The organism is Paenibacillus sp. FSL H3-0333 (assembly GCF_038002805.1).
Lineage (GTDB): Bacteria > Bacillota > Bacilli > Paenibacillales > Paenibacillaceae > Paenibacillus_AQ > Paenibacillus_AQ silagei.
Window position 1 is genome coordinate 2420674 of sequence record NZ_JBBODG010000001.1, and the last position, 16081, is coordinate 2436754.

General features: G+C 52.8%; 16 protein-coding genes. 12 read left to right on the top strand and 4 right to left on the bottom strand.

Translation table 11 applies throughout. The features are described 5' to 3' along the window. Window positions 1-58 precede the first annotated feature (58 nt). From MHH78_RS10765 to thiI, 3 genes are all read left to right on the top strand, one after another. Complete coding sequence (locus MHH78_RS10765) at window positions 59-706, top strand: lytic transglycosylase domain-containing protein (RefSeq protein WP_445668090.1); 648 nt, start codon at window positions 59-61, stop codon at window positions 704-706. 114 nt (window positions 707-820) lie between these two features. Then, window positions 821-1972 (top strand): cysteine desulfurase family protein, encoded by a 1152-nt coding sequence (locus MHH78_RS10770; RefSeq protein WP_341167396.1) that lies wholly within the window; start codon window positions 821-823, stop codon window positions 1970-1972. A 57-nt stretch (window positions 1973-2029) separates the two neighbouring features. After that, window positions 2030-3271 (top strand): tRNA uracil 4-sulfurtransferase ThiI, encoded by a 1242-nt coding sequence (gene thiI / locus MHH78_RS10775; RefSeq protein WP_341170302.1) that lies wholly within the window; start codon window positions 2030-2032, stop codon window positions 3269-3271. Here thiI and MHH78_RS10780 read toward each other — a convergent pair. Then, the gene (locus tag MHH78_RS10780; protein WP_076075872.1) at window positions 3253-3942 is read right to left on the bottom strand and encodes a TerC family protein; all 690 of its coding nucleotides are present in this window, start codon (window positions 3940-3942) and stop codon (window positions 3253-3255) included. The two genes, thiI and MHH78_RS10780, sit on opposite strands and share 19 nt — an antisense overlap. A gap of 183 nt (window positions 3943-4125) precedes the next feature. Here MHH78_RS10780 and MHH78_RS10785 point away from each other — a divergent pair, with 183 nt between their 5' ends. From MHH78_RS10785 to MHH78_RS10810, 6 genes are all read left to right on the top strand, one after another. Further along, window positions 4126-4785: a TerC family protein gene (locus MHH78_RS10785; RefSeq protein ID WP_341167397.1), complete on the top strand. Its 660-nt coding sequence runs from the start codon at window positions 4126-4128 to the stop codon at window positions 4783-4785. Window positions 4786-4997: 212 nt separating this feature from the next. Continuing rightward, a complete protein-coding gene (locus tag MHH78_RS10790; protein ID WP_076075875.1) occupies window positions 4998-5510 on the top strand; it encodes a hypothetical protein in 513 nt (170 codons plus the stop codon). Between the two features lie 255 nt (window positions 5511-5765). After that, window positions 5766-7610, top strand: coding sequence for a translational GTPase TypA (gene typA, locus MHH78_RS10795; protein ID WP_036724305.1), 1845 nt, complete (start codon window positions 5766-5768; stop codon window positions 7608-7610). Window positions 7611-7762: 152 nt separating this feature from the next. Further along, complete coding sequence (locus MHH78_RS10800) at window positions 7763-8059, top strand: YlaH-like family protein (protein ID WP_036724304.1); 297 nt, start codon at window positions 7763-7765, stop codon at window positions 8057-8059. Between the two features lie 87 nt (window positions 8060-8146). Next, the gene (locus MHH78_RS10805) at window positions 8147-9253 is read left to right on the top strand and encodes an LCP family protein (RefSeq protein ID WP_341167398.1); all 1107 of its coding nucleotides are present in this window, start codon (window positions 8147-8149) and stop codon (window positions 9251-9253) included. A gap of 100 nt (window positions 9254-9353) precedes the next feature. After that, window positions 9354-9806 carry a pyridoxamine 5'-phosphate oxidase family protein gene (locus MHH78_RS10810; RefSeq protein WP_036690242.1) on the top strand — a complete coding sequence of 151 codons (453 nt, stop codon included), beginning with the start codon at window positions 9354-9356 and terminating at the stop codon, window positions 9804-9806. Window positions 9807-9840: 34 nt separating this feature from the next. Here MHH78_RS10810 and MHH78_RS10815 read toward each other — a convergent pair whose 3' ends face one another. Next, window positions 9841-10416 carry a YhcN/YlaJ family sporulation lipoprotein gene (locus tag MHH78_RS10815; protein ID WP_076075880.1) on the bottom strand — a complete coding sequence of 192 codons (576 nt, stop codon included), beginning with the start codon at window positions 10414-10416 and terminating at the stop codon, window positions 9841-9843. A gap of 106 nt (window positions 10417-10522) precedes the next feature. Between MHH78_RS10815 and MHH78_RS10820 the strand changes: the two genes are divergently transcribed. Together MHH78_RS10820 and MHH78_RS10825 are read left to right on the top strand one after the other, a co-directional pair. Continuing rightward, complete coding sequence (locus MHH78_RS10820; RefSeq protein WP_036724299.1) at window positions 10523-11854, top strand: PhoH family protein; 1332 nt, start codon at window positions 10523-10525, stop codon at window positions 11852-11854. Between the two features lie 460 nt (window positions 11855-12314). Next, window positions 12315-13547, top strand: a complete 1233-nt coding sequence (locus tag MHH78_RS10825) for an extracellular solute-binding protein (RefSeq protein WP_341167399.1) — start codon at window positions 12315-12317, stop codon at window positions 13545-13547. Here MHH78_RS10825 and MHH78_RS10830 read toward each other — a convergent pair. Beyond that, window positions 13539-14675, bottom strand: coding sequence for a coiled-coil domain-containing protein (locus MHH78_RS10830; RefSeq protein WP_341167400.1), 1137 nt, complete (start codon window positions 14673-14675; stop codon window positions 13539-13541). The genes MHH78_RS10825 and MHH78_RS10830 overlap by 9 nt on opposite strands. 172 nt (window positions 14676-14847) lie before the next feature. Continuing rightward, on the bottom strand, window positions 14848-15084 hold the full coding sequence (locus MHH78_RS10835; RefSeq protein ID WP_036724295.1) for a DUF2626 family protein: 237 nt from the start codon (window positions 15082-15084) through the stop codon (window positions 14848-14850). A gap of 346 nt (window positions 15085-15430) precedes the next feature. On the opposite strand from MHH78_RS10835, the gene MHH78_RS10840 reads away from it, so the two are divergent. Continuing rightward, on the top strand, window positions 15431-16078 hold the full coding sequence (locus MHH78_RS10840) for an RsfA family transcriptional regulator (RefSeq protein WP_036724294.1): 648 nt from the start codon (window positions 15431-15433) through the stop codon (window positions 16076-16078). The last annotated feature ends 3 nt before the right edge of the window (window positions 16079-16081 follow it).

Here is a 16081-nt window from a genome sequence, read left to right on the forward strand (position 1 = left end):
AATCAATGCCGCTGCGCCAAGCGGTCAGTTGAAATGGGTAGACCTGAGAAGCTCAAGCATGAAGCGTGAGGATACCAAATCGAATCCCGGAGTGACCGGTGCCTCGGCGGCGGCGTTCACTGCAATGCTTCAGCAGGCAGCCGGGACGTCTCAAGCCACTGACAGCAGCAATAAAAGCACATACGTTGCTCTTGCAGGTAGCTCTTCGATGGATAATCTGCTGTGGCAGCAGCTTGGGGAAGCAGCAGAGGCGAATAGCGGCATTTCCGGGGAAATAACGCAGACCGTGCCTACAGATTATGAACAGCTGATTCAGACTGCCAGCGCGAAATATGGCGTTCCGGTTGATCTGATTAAGGCGGTTATTGATACGGAATCCTCTTTTAATCCCAATGTTGTATCCTCTGCCGGTGCCAAGGGACTGATGCAGTTAATGGACGGAACGGCTAACGGACTGGGTGTCTCTGATCCCTTCGATCCTGCCCAGAGCATTGACGGCGGCGTACGATACCTCTCGTACCAGCTTAAGCGGTATGACGGACAGGAGAAGATGGCGCTGGCCGCCTATAATGCCGGACCGGGCCGGGTGAACAAGCTTGGAGTCAGCAGCGATGCTGAGCTTATGGCGAACATTTCCGGGCTTCCGAAGGAGACTCAGGCCTACATTGCCAAAATAGAACGCGCCCGCGCGCAATTCGCGGTATAATATAAGGATCAAACGGAATCTGCACCCTGCTTCTTTTGGGGGGGAGGCCGTTTGATCCTTTTTGCAACATATAAGCAGTTATGAATTCTGATCAACAAAGGAGAACGCAGATATATGCTGTATTGGGATTATGCCGCTGCTGCCCCTCCCTATGAGGAGGTAGTGCAGACGCTGGAGCAGGTGATGAGGAAGCACTTCGCCAACCCCTCTTCCCTGCACAGGGCGGGAGAAGAGGCGGACAAGCTGATCAAGCGTGCGCGTGAGGTGTGCGCAGCTGCGCTTGATGTGCTGCCGCAGGAAATACTATTCACCTCGGGTGCTACCGAGAGCAACAATCTGGCGGTCAAAGGTGCTGCGCTGCAGTATCAGAGCAGAGGGCGGCATATTGTGACCACGGAGCTGGAGCATCCTTCGGTCTACGAGAGCTGTCTTCAGCTGCAGAAGCTGGGCTGGGAGGTTACCTTCGTACCCCCTGACCCTCAGGGAGTGGTCGAACCCTCGCGGATTGCCGCTGCGGTTCGGCCGGATACGGTGCTGGTGAGTGTGATGCATGTGAATAATGAGATCGGCACGGTACAGCCGCTGCGTGAGATCGGACAACTGGTCAAGGCGGTGAACCGCCGGACGCTCTTCCATGTAGACGGCGTGCAGGGCTACGGGAAGCTTGAGGCTCCACTGAAGGCCTGGCAGGCAGATCTGTACAGCCTGTCCGCGCATAAATTACGCGGGCCGCGCGGGACGGGAATTCTCTATGTCAGAGAAGGCGTCACGCTGTTTCCCTTGTTGACTGGCGGTTCCCAGGAACAGGGCAAGCGCGCCGGGACAGAGAATGTGCCGAATATTGTAGCTTCAGCCAAGGCCATGCGGATGAGCGGAGAACAGCGGGAGGCCTTCAGCGACCGGATTCGTCCGCTCAAGGCGCAGCTGGAGAATTATATAGCAGGGATACCGGAGCTTGTACTGAACAGCATGGAGGACGGGGCGCCGCATATTGTCCACTTCTCTTACCCCGGCATGAAGGGGGAGGTTCTGGCCCGCAGGCTGGAGGAGCTCGGGATGGCGGTCGCCACACGCTCCGCCTGTTCCTCGCGTCTGGCCGAGCCGAGCCGGATTCTGCTGTCCATGGGCAGGGATACCGCTGCTGCGCTTGGCGGCATACGGATCAGCCTGGGGGACAGTCATACGCAGCAGGATGTGAGCCAGCTGGAGCAGGCGCTGCTGGCAGCCGTTCAATCCTTGAAGATTGCAGAAGGAGGCATGAAATAACCAATGACAACAACAGAGACAGGTAGCGGAGCACAGAATGGCGGATACGGAAGCAGCATGGACTATGCCGATATGCTCCTCCTGCGCTTCGGGGAGTTCATTCTGAAAGGAAAGAACCGCAGCCGGTTCGAGAAGACCGTACTGCGGCATGTGAAGGAGATGGTGAAGCCTTATCCGAACGTGAAGCTGACCCGGGAATTCGGGCGGATCTACGTCGAATTGAACGGTGAACCGGCAGGAGAATTAACAGAGGCGCTCGTAAAAGTATTCGGGATCGCCTCGATTAGCCCGGTAAAGGTCTCCCGGCCGGAATTCGGCGATATTCTTGCGGCCAGCCGGACCTTCCTCCACCTTATTGCTCCGGCGGCGGGAACCAGCTTCAAGGTTAGCGCGCGCCGGGTGTGGAAGGGCTTCCCTTACGGCTCTATAGAGATGAATAAGCTTATAGCTACACCGCTGCTCCAGGGTTATCCGGGGCTGCTGGTAGATGTGAAGTCTCCCGATCTGGAGCTGAAGATTGAGATTCGAGAAGGTCATACTCTTATTTTCTGTGAGAATATTGCCGGAGTCGGCGGCTTCCCGCTGGGAACGAACGGCAAAGCGATGCTGCTGCTCTCCGGCGGGATCGACAGTCCGGTTGCGGGCTGGTCATCCATGCGCAGGGGGCTGGAGGTAGAGTGCGTCCACTTTTACAGCTATCCTTATACGAGCGAGCTTGCCCGCCAGAAGGTTGTAGATTTGACCCGTATCTTGTCACGTTATGCTGGTGTGATCAAGCTGCATTTGGTTCCGTTTACGGAGGTGCAGACCTCTTTTACCGGGATCGGGCAGGATAATCTGATTATTACACTCATGCGCCGGGCTATGCTGCGGATTGCTACCGCCCTTGCGGAGAAGGAAGGGGCGCTTGCGCTGATTACCGGCGATAGTCTGGGCCAGGTGGCCAGCCAGACCCTGCCAAGTATGAATGTGATCGGGCGTGCAACGGCTCTGCCGCTGCTGCGTCCGCTGGTGATGATGGACAAGAGTGAGATTGTGGAGCTTTCGAAGACCATCGGTACGTATGACTTGTCCATCCTGCCATACGAGGATTGCTGTACACTGTTCGTGCCCAAATCACCGACGACAAATCCGAACCTGCGGATTGTAGACAAAATTGAAGCGACGCTGCCTGGCTATCAGGGCTTACTCGATACGGCGGTTGCCGGAACCGAGACCGTACTCATTACACCTTATGGCAATGAGAAGCCGGAGGATTTAGTGCCAGCGCAGGCAGGACTTCAGGAAGAGTGGTTCTGAACAGCGAAATGTGTCCGGCGGCGCTTCCAGTGTCCCGCAGCCAGAATACCTGCAATGACTGCGGCGATGAACAGAACATGCAGCAGCGGATGTGACTTGAAGTACGGGGCAATGACCTTCTCGCCGGAAATCATAGTGGAGGCTGTGAAGCCGAGTACGCCTGAGCCGAGATAGATAATCCATGGATATCGGTTGATTAACCGGATAAACAGGGTACTTCCCCAGACCACAATAGGCACACTGATGAGCAGTCCCAGCACCACTAGTGTAATATTATGATTCGCTGCACCGGCAACAGCAATGACGTTGTCCAGTCCCATGGCTGCGTCGGCTATCACAATTGTCCTAACAGCCGCCCACAGAGTTCCGCCGGCCTGAATATCTGTCTCTGCACTGCCGCCGGACAGCAGCTTATAAGCGATAAGGATCAGCAGCAGCCCGCCGATTGCCAGCAGCCATGGAATCTTGAGCAGCCACACCACAAGAATCGTGGCGATGATCCGCAGGATTACCGCTCCGCCTGTGCCAAGAAGAATTGCCTGCTTCTGCCGTTGTCCTTGCAGGTTCCGCGCGGCCAGGCCGATGACAATGGCATTGTCGCCCGCCAGAATAAGATCAAGGAACACGATATTCAGCAGAGATAATATGAAATCCGCAGCGGATGTATTCATCCCGGGTCACTCCTATAGGTTTGGTGGCTTGCATTCCCCTTGCGGCCATTCTGGCCGGAGACTATAGATATACGCTGCAATCCGGCCGTACATGCGCAGTTTCTAAAATAGCGGGACAAGAAGCATAGCTTGTCGCCCCCCGGCATACATGTAGATACATGGAGTTCAGGGAGGCTGAGGTGGATGGATTCATTATTGCTGCTTGGTGAAATTCTAATGATTAATCTGGTGCTCAGCGGAGACAATGCCATGGTCATTGCGATGGCCAGCAAGAATCTGCCGGAGAAGCACAGGAAGCTGGCAGTCTGGTGGGGGGCCGCTGGAGCAGTCGCGCTACGCTGTATCCTGACCTTCGCCGCAGTGCTGCTGCTCAAGATTCCCTATATTGAAGCCGGAGGGGCCATGCTGCTGCTCTGGATTTCCTTCAAGCTGCTGCTCGAGGACGAGGAAGAGCTGAGAATTGAGGGAAGCCCCAGCGTTTGGAAGTCGGTGCGCACCATCCTGCTGGCAGACTTCATCATGAGCCTGGATAATGTACTGGCGATTGCCGGGCTTGCCAAAGGGGATCTGGCACTGATTGTAATCGGGATTGCGATCAGCATTCCGATTGTCGTCTGGGGGAGCGGCATCATCGTGGGCTGGCTGCACCGCTTCCCGGTGCTGATCTTCATCGGCGCCTATATTCTGGCATATACCGCCGGGAACATGCTGCTGCAGGATGCCAAATTCGGCCCGGTGATTTCGTTCCTGCTGCCGACGATTCATGCCATGCTGCCAATGCTGCTCGGCATTATTGTGGTTGTCACGGGTATGCTGAAGCACAGGAAAGTATCCGCAGGCTGATAACCGGCAATAATAAGGCTGTACCAAAAGCTGGAAGGCTTTGGTGCAGCCTTATTTCTTTTTTTTCGAGAATGCCCCGCCGGGATGTGTGAAGAATGATGGTGTTTTATGCGTTTATCAGATAAAATAAAGGGAAACCTGTCGGCGGATTTGCCTGCTGGAGGGGCACCGACCGGTGAAAAGACACGAAATTTTGAAGGGATAGGTGAAAGATGTCTTCCAAAAATGACATGAAACTGGGTGTATTCATCGCCGCCGCCGGGCTCGTGATTCTGCTGGGCAAGCTGGGGGTGTTCGGTTTTCTGGGACGGGCCTTATGGCCGCTCATCATTCTGGTTCCGGGCCTGTTCCTGCATGTGCTCTTTTTCACCCGCCGCGCTTCTGCATCTGTACTCATTCCTGCGGGCATACTATCGGTGTACGGCTTGCTTTTCGGCTTATGCAATACTTGGGGCTGGGACCTCATGAGATACTTATGGCCTGTTCTTCTGCTGGGGATCGCAGTGGGACTGTACGAATATTCGCTGTATGCTTCAGGCAGAACCGGAGGGTTAACTACAGCCGCTGTGATCCTTGGATTGCTTAGTGTAGTGCTGGTTATCTTCACCCTGCTGGGTACTGGTGCGCTCTATCTGCTCGGCGCTGTGCTGGTTGCTGCGGGACTGTGGCTGATGCTGGGAAGAGGCAGACCGGGAAGCCGCAAGAAGTGGAACGGTGGCTGGTAGAACAGATCGTCTACACACCCTGATAGGACAATTCAAGACCGCCGAGCCGGACATGAAGCAAAATTAGAAAATTTAAGCGGACTTGGCAACGTTTTTTTTCAGAAAAAGACTTGCTTTTCATAGTACTTTCACTATAAAATTAAGGAATGTTGGAGCGTCGGCTTTCTGCCTGGCGCTTCTTTTGTGAGACTGCCGTGACATGCTAAGAATTTAAACAGTTTTAATTTGATAAATGAGAGGATTTGGATACAAATCATGCATTCAAGAAAAGATATCCGTAACATTGCGATCATTGCCCACGTTGACCATGGTAAAACAACACTCGTCGATCAGCTTCTCCAGCAGTCCGGGATTTTCAGCGCGCACGAGCACGTTCAGGAACGCGCCATGGACTCTAACGATATCGAACGGGAACGTGGAATTACAATCCTAGCTAAAAATACAGCAATCACTTATAAAGAGTTCCTGATTAACATCGTAGATACACCTGGACACGCTGACTTCGGCGGCGAAGTAGAACGGATCATGAAGATGGTTGACGGCGTACTGCTCGTTGTTGATGCTTATGAAGGCTGCATGCCGCAGACCAAGTTCGTACTCCGCAAGGCGCTGGAACAGCACCTGACCCCAATCGTAGTCGTGAACAAGATTGACCGTCCGGCTGCACGTCCGAAGGAAGTTATTGATGAAGTGCTGGACTTGTTCATTGAGCTTGAAGCCAGTGACGATCAGCTTGAATTCCCTGTAGTCTATGCTTCTGCGCTTAACGGCACATCGAGCATGAATGCTGAGAAGCAGGATGAGACCATGCTATCCCTTTATGAAACCATCGTTGAGCATATCCCGGCTCCAACCGAGAAGGTTGAAGAGCCGCTGCAGTTCCTGGTAACTCTGATGGACTACAACGAATACCTGGGCCGTATCGCCATTGGCCGCGTGAACCGCGGTGTAATCAAGCAAGGCCAGTCCGTTACAGTCATTATGCGTGACGGCAAGAGCAAGACTGCCCGTATCGAGAAGCTGTTCGGCTTCCAGGGTCTGAAGCGTGTGGAGACAGAAGAAGCCGGCGCAGGCGACATCGTGGCTATTGCCGGTATAAAGGACATCAACATCGGTGAGACGATTGCTGATCCGCAGCACCCTGAAGCATTACCTGTTCTTAAGATTGACGAGCCAACGATGCAAATGACTTTCCTTGTGAATAACAGTCCGTTTGCCGGTAAAGAAGGTAAATGGGTAACTTCCCGTAAGCTTCGTGAGCGTCTGTTCAAAGAACTGGAAACGGATGTGAGCTTGCGTGTGGATGAAACAGACAGTCCTGATGCGTTTATCGTTTCTGGACGCGGTGAGCTTCACCTTGGTATTCTGATCGAGAATATGCGTCGTGAAGGTTATGAGATGCAAGTGTCTAAACCGCAAGTAATCATTAAAGACATCGATGGTGTCAGATCCGAGCCGCTTGAGCGCCTCATGATTGACATTCCGGAAGAGAGTATGGGCTCCGTTATGGAAAGTCTGGGCAGCCGTAAAGCCGAGATGGTCAACATGATCAACCACGGCACCGGGCAAGTCCGTCTGGAATTCCTGATTCCGGCACGCGGCCTGATCGGCTATAACACACATTTCCTGACGCTGACACGCGGCTACGGTGTAATGAACCATGCCTTCGACAGCTATGCTCCACTGGTTGGCGGCCAAGTTGGCGGACGTCATCAGGGTGTGCTTGTAGCAAGTGAAAGTGGCACAACAACCCAATACGGAATCGTGGGTGTTGAGGATCGTGGTATTCTCTTCCTGGATGCAGGTACAGAAATTTATGAAGGTATGATTGTTGGCGAGCATACCCGTGATAACGATATTATCGTTAACATTTGTAAAGAAAAAGCACTTACCAACATGCGTACCTCAGGCAAAGATGATACTGTAAAAATGAAGACTCCACGTACCTTCTCTTTGGAAGGCGCGCTTGAATACTTGAATGATGATGAATATTGTGAAATCACTCCTAAATCTGTACGTCTGCGCAAAAAGATCCTGAATAAGGGCGAGCGCGAGCGTGTAGAGAAGCAGCGTAAGGCGGCGCAAGCCAGCCAAGCGTAAGCTGATAACAATGAAGCCGCCCGGATTATTCCGGCGGCTTTTCTCATTTTACAGGCGGGGATCTTTCAAATTGCAGGGATTAATAGCAGTATAAAACGGCTGCGGGTGATATAATGTAAGCGTAACTTATGATCCGGGAGGAGTGACGGGCTATGCAAAGCTGGTTCGCTGAGCATCCAGTTATCGCTTACATTGTCATTTTTATCTTACTGACTTATGTGTATAATCGAGTATTCCGCGTCAATCAGAAGCTGCCGATCGGCAAAGAGATCGTACTGTATGTGATGATGGCGGCAGGCTCAGGCATGCTTCTGATCTTCCAGCATGACAAGCTGCCGATCATTCAGTGCCTGCTGGTAGCGGTCGGGCTGATGCTGCTTGTGCGGGTCCGCTACCTGGTCGAGGCCCGGCAGAAGCGGAAGGCTGCAGCGGCTGCAAAACGGCAGTAGGCGCAACTTTTGATAACAAGGCTCGTCTAAGTTATTACGAAGTTATCTACTTCAACTCCAGTTGAATGAAAAGGAACTAAAAGGATTATGAATACAAGCAAGGGCAATTTGCCACCCAGAAGGAACGGCCAGCAAGGAAGCACCACCCCTACTAACCGGCAGCAGCCGAGGTCTGCTGCTTCAGCTGCAACTGCAAAGAAAAAAGCGCGGAAACCGAAAAAGCGCGGATTCTTCGCCCGGCTGATGAGAGTGCTGCTCATCATTCTCCTGATTGCTGTTATAGCAGCAGTAGGTTACGCAGGATATTTGTACTGGAAGGTGGACCACGGAGGATTTGGAGTGGACCAGCCGGTTGCGGCAGGACAATCCGCCTCGGAGAAGCCGCTGACGATGCTGCTGCTTGGAACGGACAACCGTCCGAAGCACCCGTCCAACCTGACGGATGTGATCATGGTCGCGGCCTTGAACCCGGAGACCAAATCGGCTACGGTGGTCTCCTTACCCCGCGATACATATGTCGAGCTTGGCGGGTACAAGAAGACGAAGATCAATGCCTTTTACTCCCGCTTCAAGAGCAAGGAGAAGACCTCCGGGACTCTGGCCGAGGATGAGATGAAGAAGATGATGGGCAAATACCTGGACATTAAGGTCGATTATACTACCGTGCTGGATTTCCAGGGCTTCCGTGATATTGTGGATGAATTCGGCGGCGTAGATGTTAATATCAGTGCCAATATGTGTTACACGGACAGTGTGGACGGCACCAATATTAATCTTAAAAAAGGCGAAGCCAAGCTAAACGGGGATAAAGCGCTGGATTATGTGCGTTACCGCAAATCCAACTGCAAGCCGTCAACGAAGCCTTCGGATGATTTTGAACGCAATAAGCGCCAGAACGAGGTACTGACTTCATTGATCTCTCAGATGCAGTCGCTGGGCGGTGTTCTCAAAATCGGCCGGGTGCTGGATGCGGTGGATGATAATCTGGAGAGCGATATCGAGAACGCGCAGATTAAGAGTCTGATCGCTACTTATTGGGATATTTCCAAGGAGAATGTCGAATATGTACCGGTAACCGGAACCTGGCGCAGTCCCTATGTATATATTAACGATAAGGAGCTGGACGCAGCCAAGAAAAGCCTTCAGGACCGGATATCCGGAGTGTCCGCTGCAGTGGTCTCAGGCCAGCCTTGAGCAGCAGGCAGGGTACAATCTGTAAATTGAATGCAAGTTTTGTCCTGTGCTATAATATAATAAATTGAATGTATTCTTGCCGCATAGGGGGCCTGTAACTATGTCTGAAGCCGTTGCTCAGCTCAATGAAACTCTGCTAGCTATGCTGCAATCGGAGACCTTTGTTCTTCTTAACACTGTGGATGCAGAATCCGGCGGACCTACGTCGACTGCGATCTCCTGGATCTATGCTGTGAGCCCTTCCATTGTCCGGCTGGCTGTGGACCACCGCTCCAGACTGGTGAACAACATGAAGGTTAACCCGCGGGTAACGATTACCGTGTTTGGTGAAGGGACGGTGCATGCCATTAACGGTCATGCTGCGGTTCGGCTGGACCCGCTGCCGGATGTTCCGTTTAAGATGTGCTGTTTTGATATTGAGATTGAAGCGGTCCGCAATGCGCTGTTCTATGGTGCGCACCTGGAATCTGCTCCGAAATATGCGAAGGTATACGATGCGCGTGCGGCTGAGAAGCTGGACGGGCAAGTGTTTGCCGCCATGCAAAAAGCCTAGTGTGCTATCACTAGGCTTTTTTTGAAATCAGCTCCTAACGGGTATTGCCTTGCGGCTCTATATCCTCCGGCAGCTGCGGAATGATCCGGCCGATAATATCGGCCATCTCGGAGGCGAAGCCCGAGACCGGGTTGCCCTTGGAGATATGCTTGCCCATCTCGGCCAGTCTGCTGCTGAGGTCCATGTCGGCAGTCACCAGGACTCTTACGCCCCTCGGGTCCTTGCGGATCGCTTCGGCTACCGAATATTTCACGCTTCCGACCCGCGAACGGGTAAGGGCGCCGTCCACATCAATGCCGACCACGGCAAGGTTGTTCATGACGACACAGTGGACGCCTTCCACACCTGGGACTCTTCGCGCTAATTGTTCAAAATGATCCTTGAGTGCCACATCGCTGTCGCGCTTACCTTCTGAAGGTTGTCCCGAGTCCGGGGTGGGCTCCTGAACGGCTGTACCATCTTCCGACAATGTCCGCACTCCGCGGTTCCCCTGGCTGTTTAAAGTGCCAGCTGATTGTTTATCCTGAGGAGAGGGTGATGTCTCTTTATTAGCGATACCGCAGCTTGTCAGCAGCAGCAGTACCAGCAACAGACACATTGATTTTCTCATATGTGCGTACTCCTTTCAGCCTGAGAATTAGTGATTTACCTTATCTTGCCCTTGCTGAAAAGAGTTATGTATGATCAATCAAACCAGGCGCTGTGGAGGGGATAACATGAAAAAGATATTCGTACTGGACACTAACGTGCTGTTGCACGACCCCAATTCGATTTTTGCTTTCAAGGCGAATGAAGTGGTCATTCCTGCTGTAGTCCTGGAAGAAATCGACTCCAAGAAGCGTAATGCCGATGAAATCGGCCGTAACGCCCGCACTGTATCGCGTCTGTTAGACGGACTCCGGGAGCTGGGCCACCTGCATAGCGGGGTGGTACTGGATCACGGAGGTACGCTGAAGGTGGAGCTTAACCACCGCAGCTTCGTCAAGGTACAGGAGATGTTCGGCGAAGTCTCCAATGACAACCGGATACTCGCTGTAGCGCTCAATTATCTCCATGAGGAGAACGAGAAGGCTGACCCGAGTCCTGTGGTGCTTGTAAGTAAAGATGTTCTTGTCCGCATTAAAGCGGATGTGCTTGGCATAACGCCGGAGGATTATTTGTCTGACCGCACCGGCGATCTGAATGAGCTCTACTCCGGCTGCCAGTCGCTGATGGCCCATCCTTCACTGATTGATGAATATTACAGTCACCGGTTCCTGCCCACGAAGCAGCTGGCGCTGTCCTATCCGCTGTATCCGCATGAATTCGTCATTCTGAAGGATGAGATCGGCAGCGGCAAATCAGCGCTGCTGAAGGTCAACAGCGATGCTTCCCGTCTGGAGCCGCTCTATCTGGGCAATGATGCGGTCTGGGGCATTAGCGCCCGGAATGCGCAGCAGCGGATGGCGCTTGAGCTTCTGCTGAATGATGACATTCCGCTGGTGACCATCACGGGCAAGGCGGGAACAGGCAAGACACTGCTGGCGTTAGCCGCCGGATTGTTCAAGGTAGAGGATGAGCACAAATACAAGAAGCTGCTGATTGCCCGCCCGGTAGTTCCGATGGGGAAGGATATCGGTTATCTGCCGGGAGAGAAGGATGAGAAGCTACGTCCATGGATGCAGCCGATTTATGATAACCTCGAATTCCTGTTCGACACCAAGAAGGCAGGGGATATCGATAAAATATTGATGGGGCTGGGAAGTATCCAGGTAGAGGCGCTGACCTATATCCGCGGCCGCTCCATCCCTTCGCAGTTCATTATCATTGATGAGGCGCAGAACCTGTCCCGCCACGAAGTGAAGACGATTGTCTCCCGGGCCGGCGAGGGCAGCAAGGTGATCCTGATGGGTGACCCCGAGCAGATAGACCACCCTTATCTGGATGCGGCGAGTAACGGACTCAGCTATATCGTTGAGAAGTTCAAGCAGCAGGGCATCAGCGGACATATCACTCTTGAGAAGGGTGAGCGTTCGCATCTGGCCCAACTGGCTGCCGATCTGCTATAGCCCTCGCAAATGTCTCATGCAGCTGTTTATCATTGCTGCAGTTCACAACTCAGCGGGCAAAAGCCGCTATTCAACCGGCAATCAGCCGGTGAGTAAGTACAATCAGAGCCGGGAGATCACCACTCCCGGCTTTTTGCCTGCCCGCCCCCGAAGCAGCGGGAGAGTTTTTGTGCAGTTAATAGGTGCGATCAGCGGAGGGAGCGGAATTGTTCTGGAGAAGCGTAGCGTTCGCCTTTAAAGACCGATTTCAACCTCTAATCCCTTATTGAATATGAAATCGGGCTTTAACAGCGATCGGAAGAATAATCCGCACACGCAGCGTCTTGCGCACCTGGGTTTTGGCTGCATTGAACAATCCCGCCGTTTCCTTCTATATAAAGAGAACGGTTTCACAACCCAAGACAAGCGCCTGCATCTCTGCTAAAATGAGGAATAAGAAACGCTGAAGGAGAGAGCGCATGTGCTGAAACGCAAAAATTACTGGCTGCTGTTTGCAGTTCTGCTGCTGGCCCTGACAAGCCTGTCACCCAGCATGGAGCTGAATACGGATCATGGAAGCTATCCGCCCAGACAGCCGCTGGACCAATCAGAGCGTCCTCCTTCAGGGGAAGCAGGAGAAATCGAGAGCCTCCAGATCCGCGTCTCACTCAGTACGGAGGAGTTCAGCGTATTGGAGCAGATTAGCAAAGAGTACGCTTTATCCAGCGGAGTCAGCGTGATCCTTAAGAATGTAGAGGCGGAAGACGGGGGAGCACAGGTGCGTGATGAACTAACCATTGGGACAAGCCCGGATATCGTGATGCTGGACGGCCACAGCATTTATGATCTGGCGACCCGAGGCTATTTGCTGCCTGTAGATATCTACCAAAGTGTTCCCGGGAGCACGCCGCTTACGATGCTGATTCCGCAGATGCAGTGGAACGGATATAACTGGGGAGTGCCGCTGGATATCGATCCCTATGTCCTTGTGTATTCGCCGGAGCGGCTCGCCGGAATGGGTTTTGCGGAGGTGCCCGCAAGCCTGGAGCAGTGGAATATGCTGCTAGGCCGGCTGAAGGAGGACCCGGAGAAGAAGCGTTATCTGCTGGCTATGGATACGCAGAATCCGTACGGATATGCGGCCGTGCTGCATAGCATGGGCAGCAGTTTGCTCTCCGCCAGCCTTGAGCAGGCTCAGTGGACAGAAGCGGCGCGCAGCTATTTGTATCTGACCAGCCGGTTCAATAAGGAGATCTGGGAGCTGCTGCAGGATGGGAAGCTTGCGGTGGCGGCTGTGCCGCTCTCGGAGTGGGAGAAGCACGGGAATTCGACGCTGGCGGTGCAGATGCCGAAGAAGCAGGAGGGTATACCGAGCTACGAGGTTATTCACAGCCGCTTTTTTGCCCTTCCTGCACAATCCGGCAGTCCGGAAGCTGCGGTCAAATGGCTCGCCTACGTGACTTCAAGCACGGCCCAGCTGGAATGGCTGGAGAACACGGACCGTCTGCCGGCACTGGATGAGCTGTACCGCTCCGCTCAGCCCAAGATTGGGAAGCTGCCAATGGAAGCCGGATGGTTCCTTGCAGAGGATAACACCCCCAGTTCCGGCTCTGAGGCAGAGTGGAGCCGGAAGGCGGAGGCGGCGCTTGGTTTGTTAACCGGCAAGCTGAATGCCGCCGCTTATGAAGCGGAGGTAAAGCCTCCTTTAGAATGAGAGGGACAGCTTCACATGCAGGATGCCGTCCGAGCTTGAGACCTCGGTGGCCTGCAGGAAGGAGACAATCTTCGCCGGATAGAAGCCGAGATCGAATTCTTCCTCCAGAGCCTGGCGGGTGGTATCCGGCAGCTCCAGGCCATTGAATACCACATGATCAACATGGAACATCAAGCCGTTGACAGGCTCCTGCTGTATGGTATAGCGGCCGGTCAGCGACAGCGACAAGCCTCCGCTTTTACCCGTTGCCGAGACTGAATTGTCCTTGAACGCAAACCGGAAATCCTGGAACAGCGGGTTCTGGGTGACCAGGAACTCATTCAGATCCTTTTCGGAAAGGGCCAGATTATAGGTCATCCCCTTGCGCACCAGCACGCCATCCCGGCTCTGGACGAACTCCGGCAGCTGCTTCATCGCAGAAGCCAGCGCTTTGAAATACTTCCGCACCTCATGCAGTCCGATATTCTCCCAATATTTACTGAATTCCTCCAGCAGTCGCTCCATACTCTGAGGATCTGTACTGGCCTGAATCCCGCCTGCAATCTCCTTATCTAAGGCAAGCACACGCTTCTGCTGCTCTTCGAGCGCCGTTTTGAGCTCTGCCAGCTCCTGACTGCTGCGCCGGGCGGCCGTGAGTGTGCTTTTCAAATCCTTGTACTGCGTCTCGTATTCCGTGAGCGTCTTCCGGTCTTGCCCCATAATAATCTCATAATAATCGAATAGAGCGATTAGCCTGCTGATGCTTTTGGCGGAGAGGAATGCGGTAAGAAGTCCATCCCGTTCCCCCATATAATAGGCCCGCACAACAGCACCTGCCCGTTCCTGCTGATCCGCGATATTACTCTGCTTGGCAGCAGCTTGCTCCTCCAGCTCAGCGGCTTTGTGCTCCAGCGTCTGTTGTTCTGCAGTAATCCGGGCAATCTCACGTTCAAGCTCTGCAGAGGACAGCGTCTGCTCCAGCAGCTTGCGGGTCTCTTCATCATTCGGCATAGAGGGCGGCGGAGCGCTAACTCCTGAAGTGGAGCCGGAACCGGCGGACAGATAGACCGGAGAAGCCGGCGGCATAGCGATGCAGGTGAGGATCAATATTGCTGCGAATAACCGGCGAACTGTATTACGGGATAACACTTGCACCACCACCTTGAACAGAGTTAGACAGGTATGTACTATTAATATGTTTCAGCCTGTTAAAATATCATACCCTGTTTTGCATCTCCCCGAACTACAATTTTGCAAACAAAAAGAACGGAAATGCTCCCTTAATTAAGAAGCCATATCCGTTCATTTCTATATATATGCGTTAGAGCGGCAATTCCATCTCAAATATCGTCCAATAGCTGAAGCCCGTAAACGTCAGGATCATATACCCCCAAAAGAGCAGGATGTAGGTCTTTTCCGTAAACTTCATGTACCCCAAAATCACAAAAAAAGCGGTTTGCAAAAAGAATAACAGGGCCATTTCCGTGAGATTGCCGGCAAAAGCCATAAGTCCGATGGTAAGTGTAAAAAATCCCAATACGCGAAACATGCGGTCCAAGAGAGGGTCCCCCTTCCAATATGAATCCGGCTAACAGCTGCTTTAGCTTTATTATAACGGCTCTCCAAAACACTGTAAACGAATTCATTGAAAAAAATACAAAATTTCATAAAAAATATGATTTTTATTATTGACACAAGCCTTTTGTTTCGAAAAAGAGAATTTATAGCAAAGGTAGTATGAGGTGCAGACAAATTGGCAATACAAATTAGTATCAAATAGATTCTATGAACTCTAATAGAGGCATAGAAATGGAGTAAGCAGCTTTTATCCCTATTCACTACCCGGCGGAGCTGCCGGTTCTGAAGATGGTTATTTCATGATGTTGTTAGGAGGGTTAGGCTTTATGACAGCCGTTAGACAGGATGCTTGGAGTGCAGAAGATGATCTGATATTGGCAGAAATAACGCTGCGTCATATCCGCGAGGGCAGCACACAGCTTGCTGCTTTTGAAGAGGTGGGTGAAAAAATCGGCAGAACGTCGGCTGCCTGCGGTTTCCGCTGGAACAGCTGCGTGCGCAAAAGCTACGAGGATGCCATCGGTATTGCCAAAGGCCAGCGCCAGAAACGGAGCTATCTGAAAAAACAGCCTGCTTCGCGAGGGGCGCAGGTAGCCGGACTGATTCTCGGTGACATTGAGGAAGACTACAGCCGCAGCGAAGGATTAAGCGAGAACAGCTTGTCCATCGATGCCGTCATCCGCTTTTTGCGGCAATGGAAAGGAACGTTTCAGGAGGCTGGAAGACAGCTTAAGATGCTGGAGCGCGATCTGCGGGAGAAGGAAGAAGAGCTTTCAGAGCTGAGAGTGGAGAATGAACGCTTATCCAGAGAGGTTAATCTTGCCCAGAGCGATTACCGTGTGGTCAATGATGATTACAAGGCACTGATCCAGATTATGGACCGTGCCCGCAGGCTGGCTTTTCTTAATGAAGAGGATGAAGAGAAGCCCCGCTTCAAAATGGATGCGAACGGAAACCTGGAACGGATTGAATAGAAG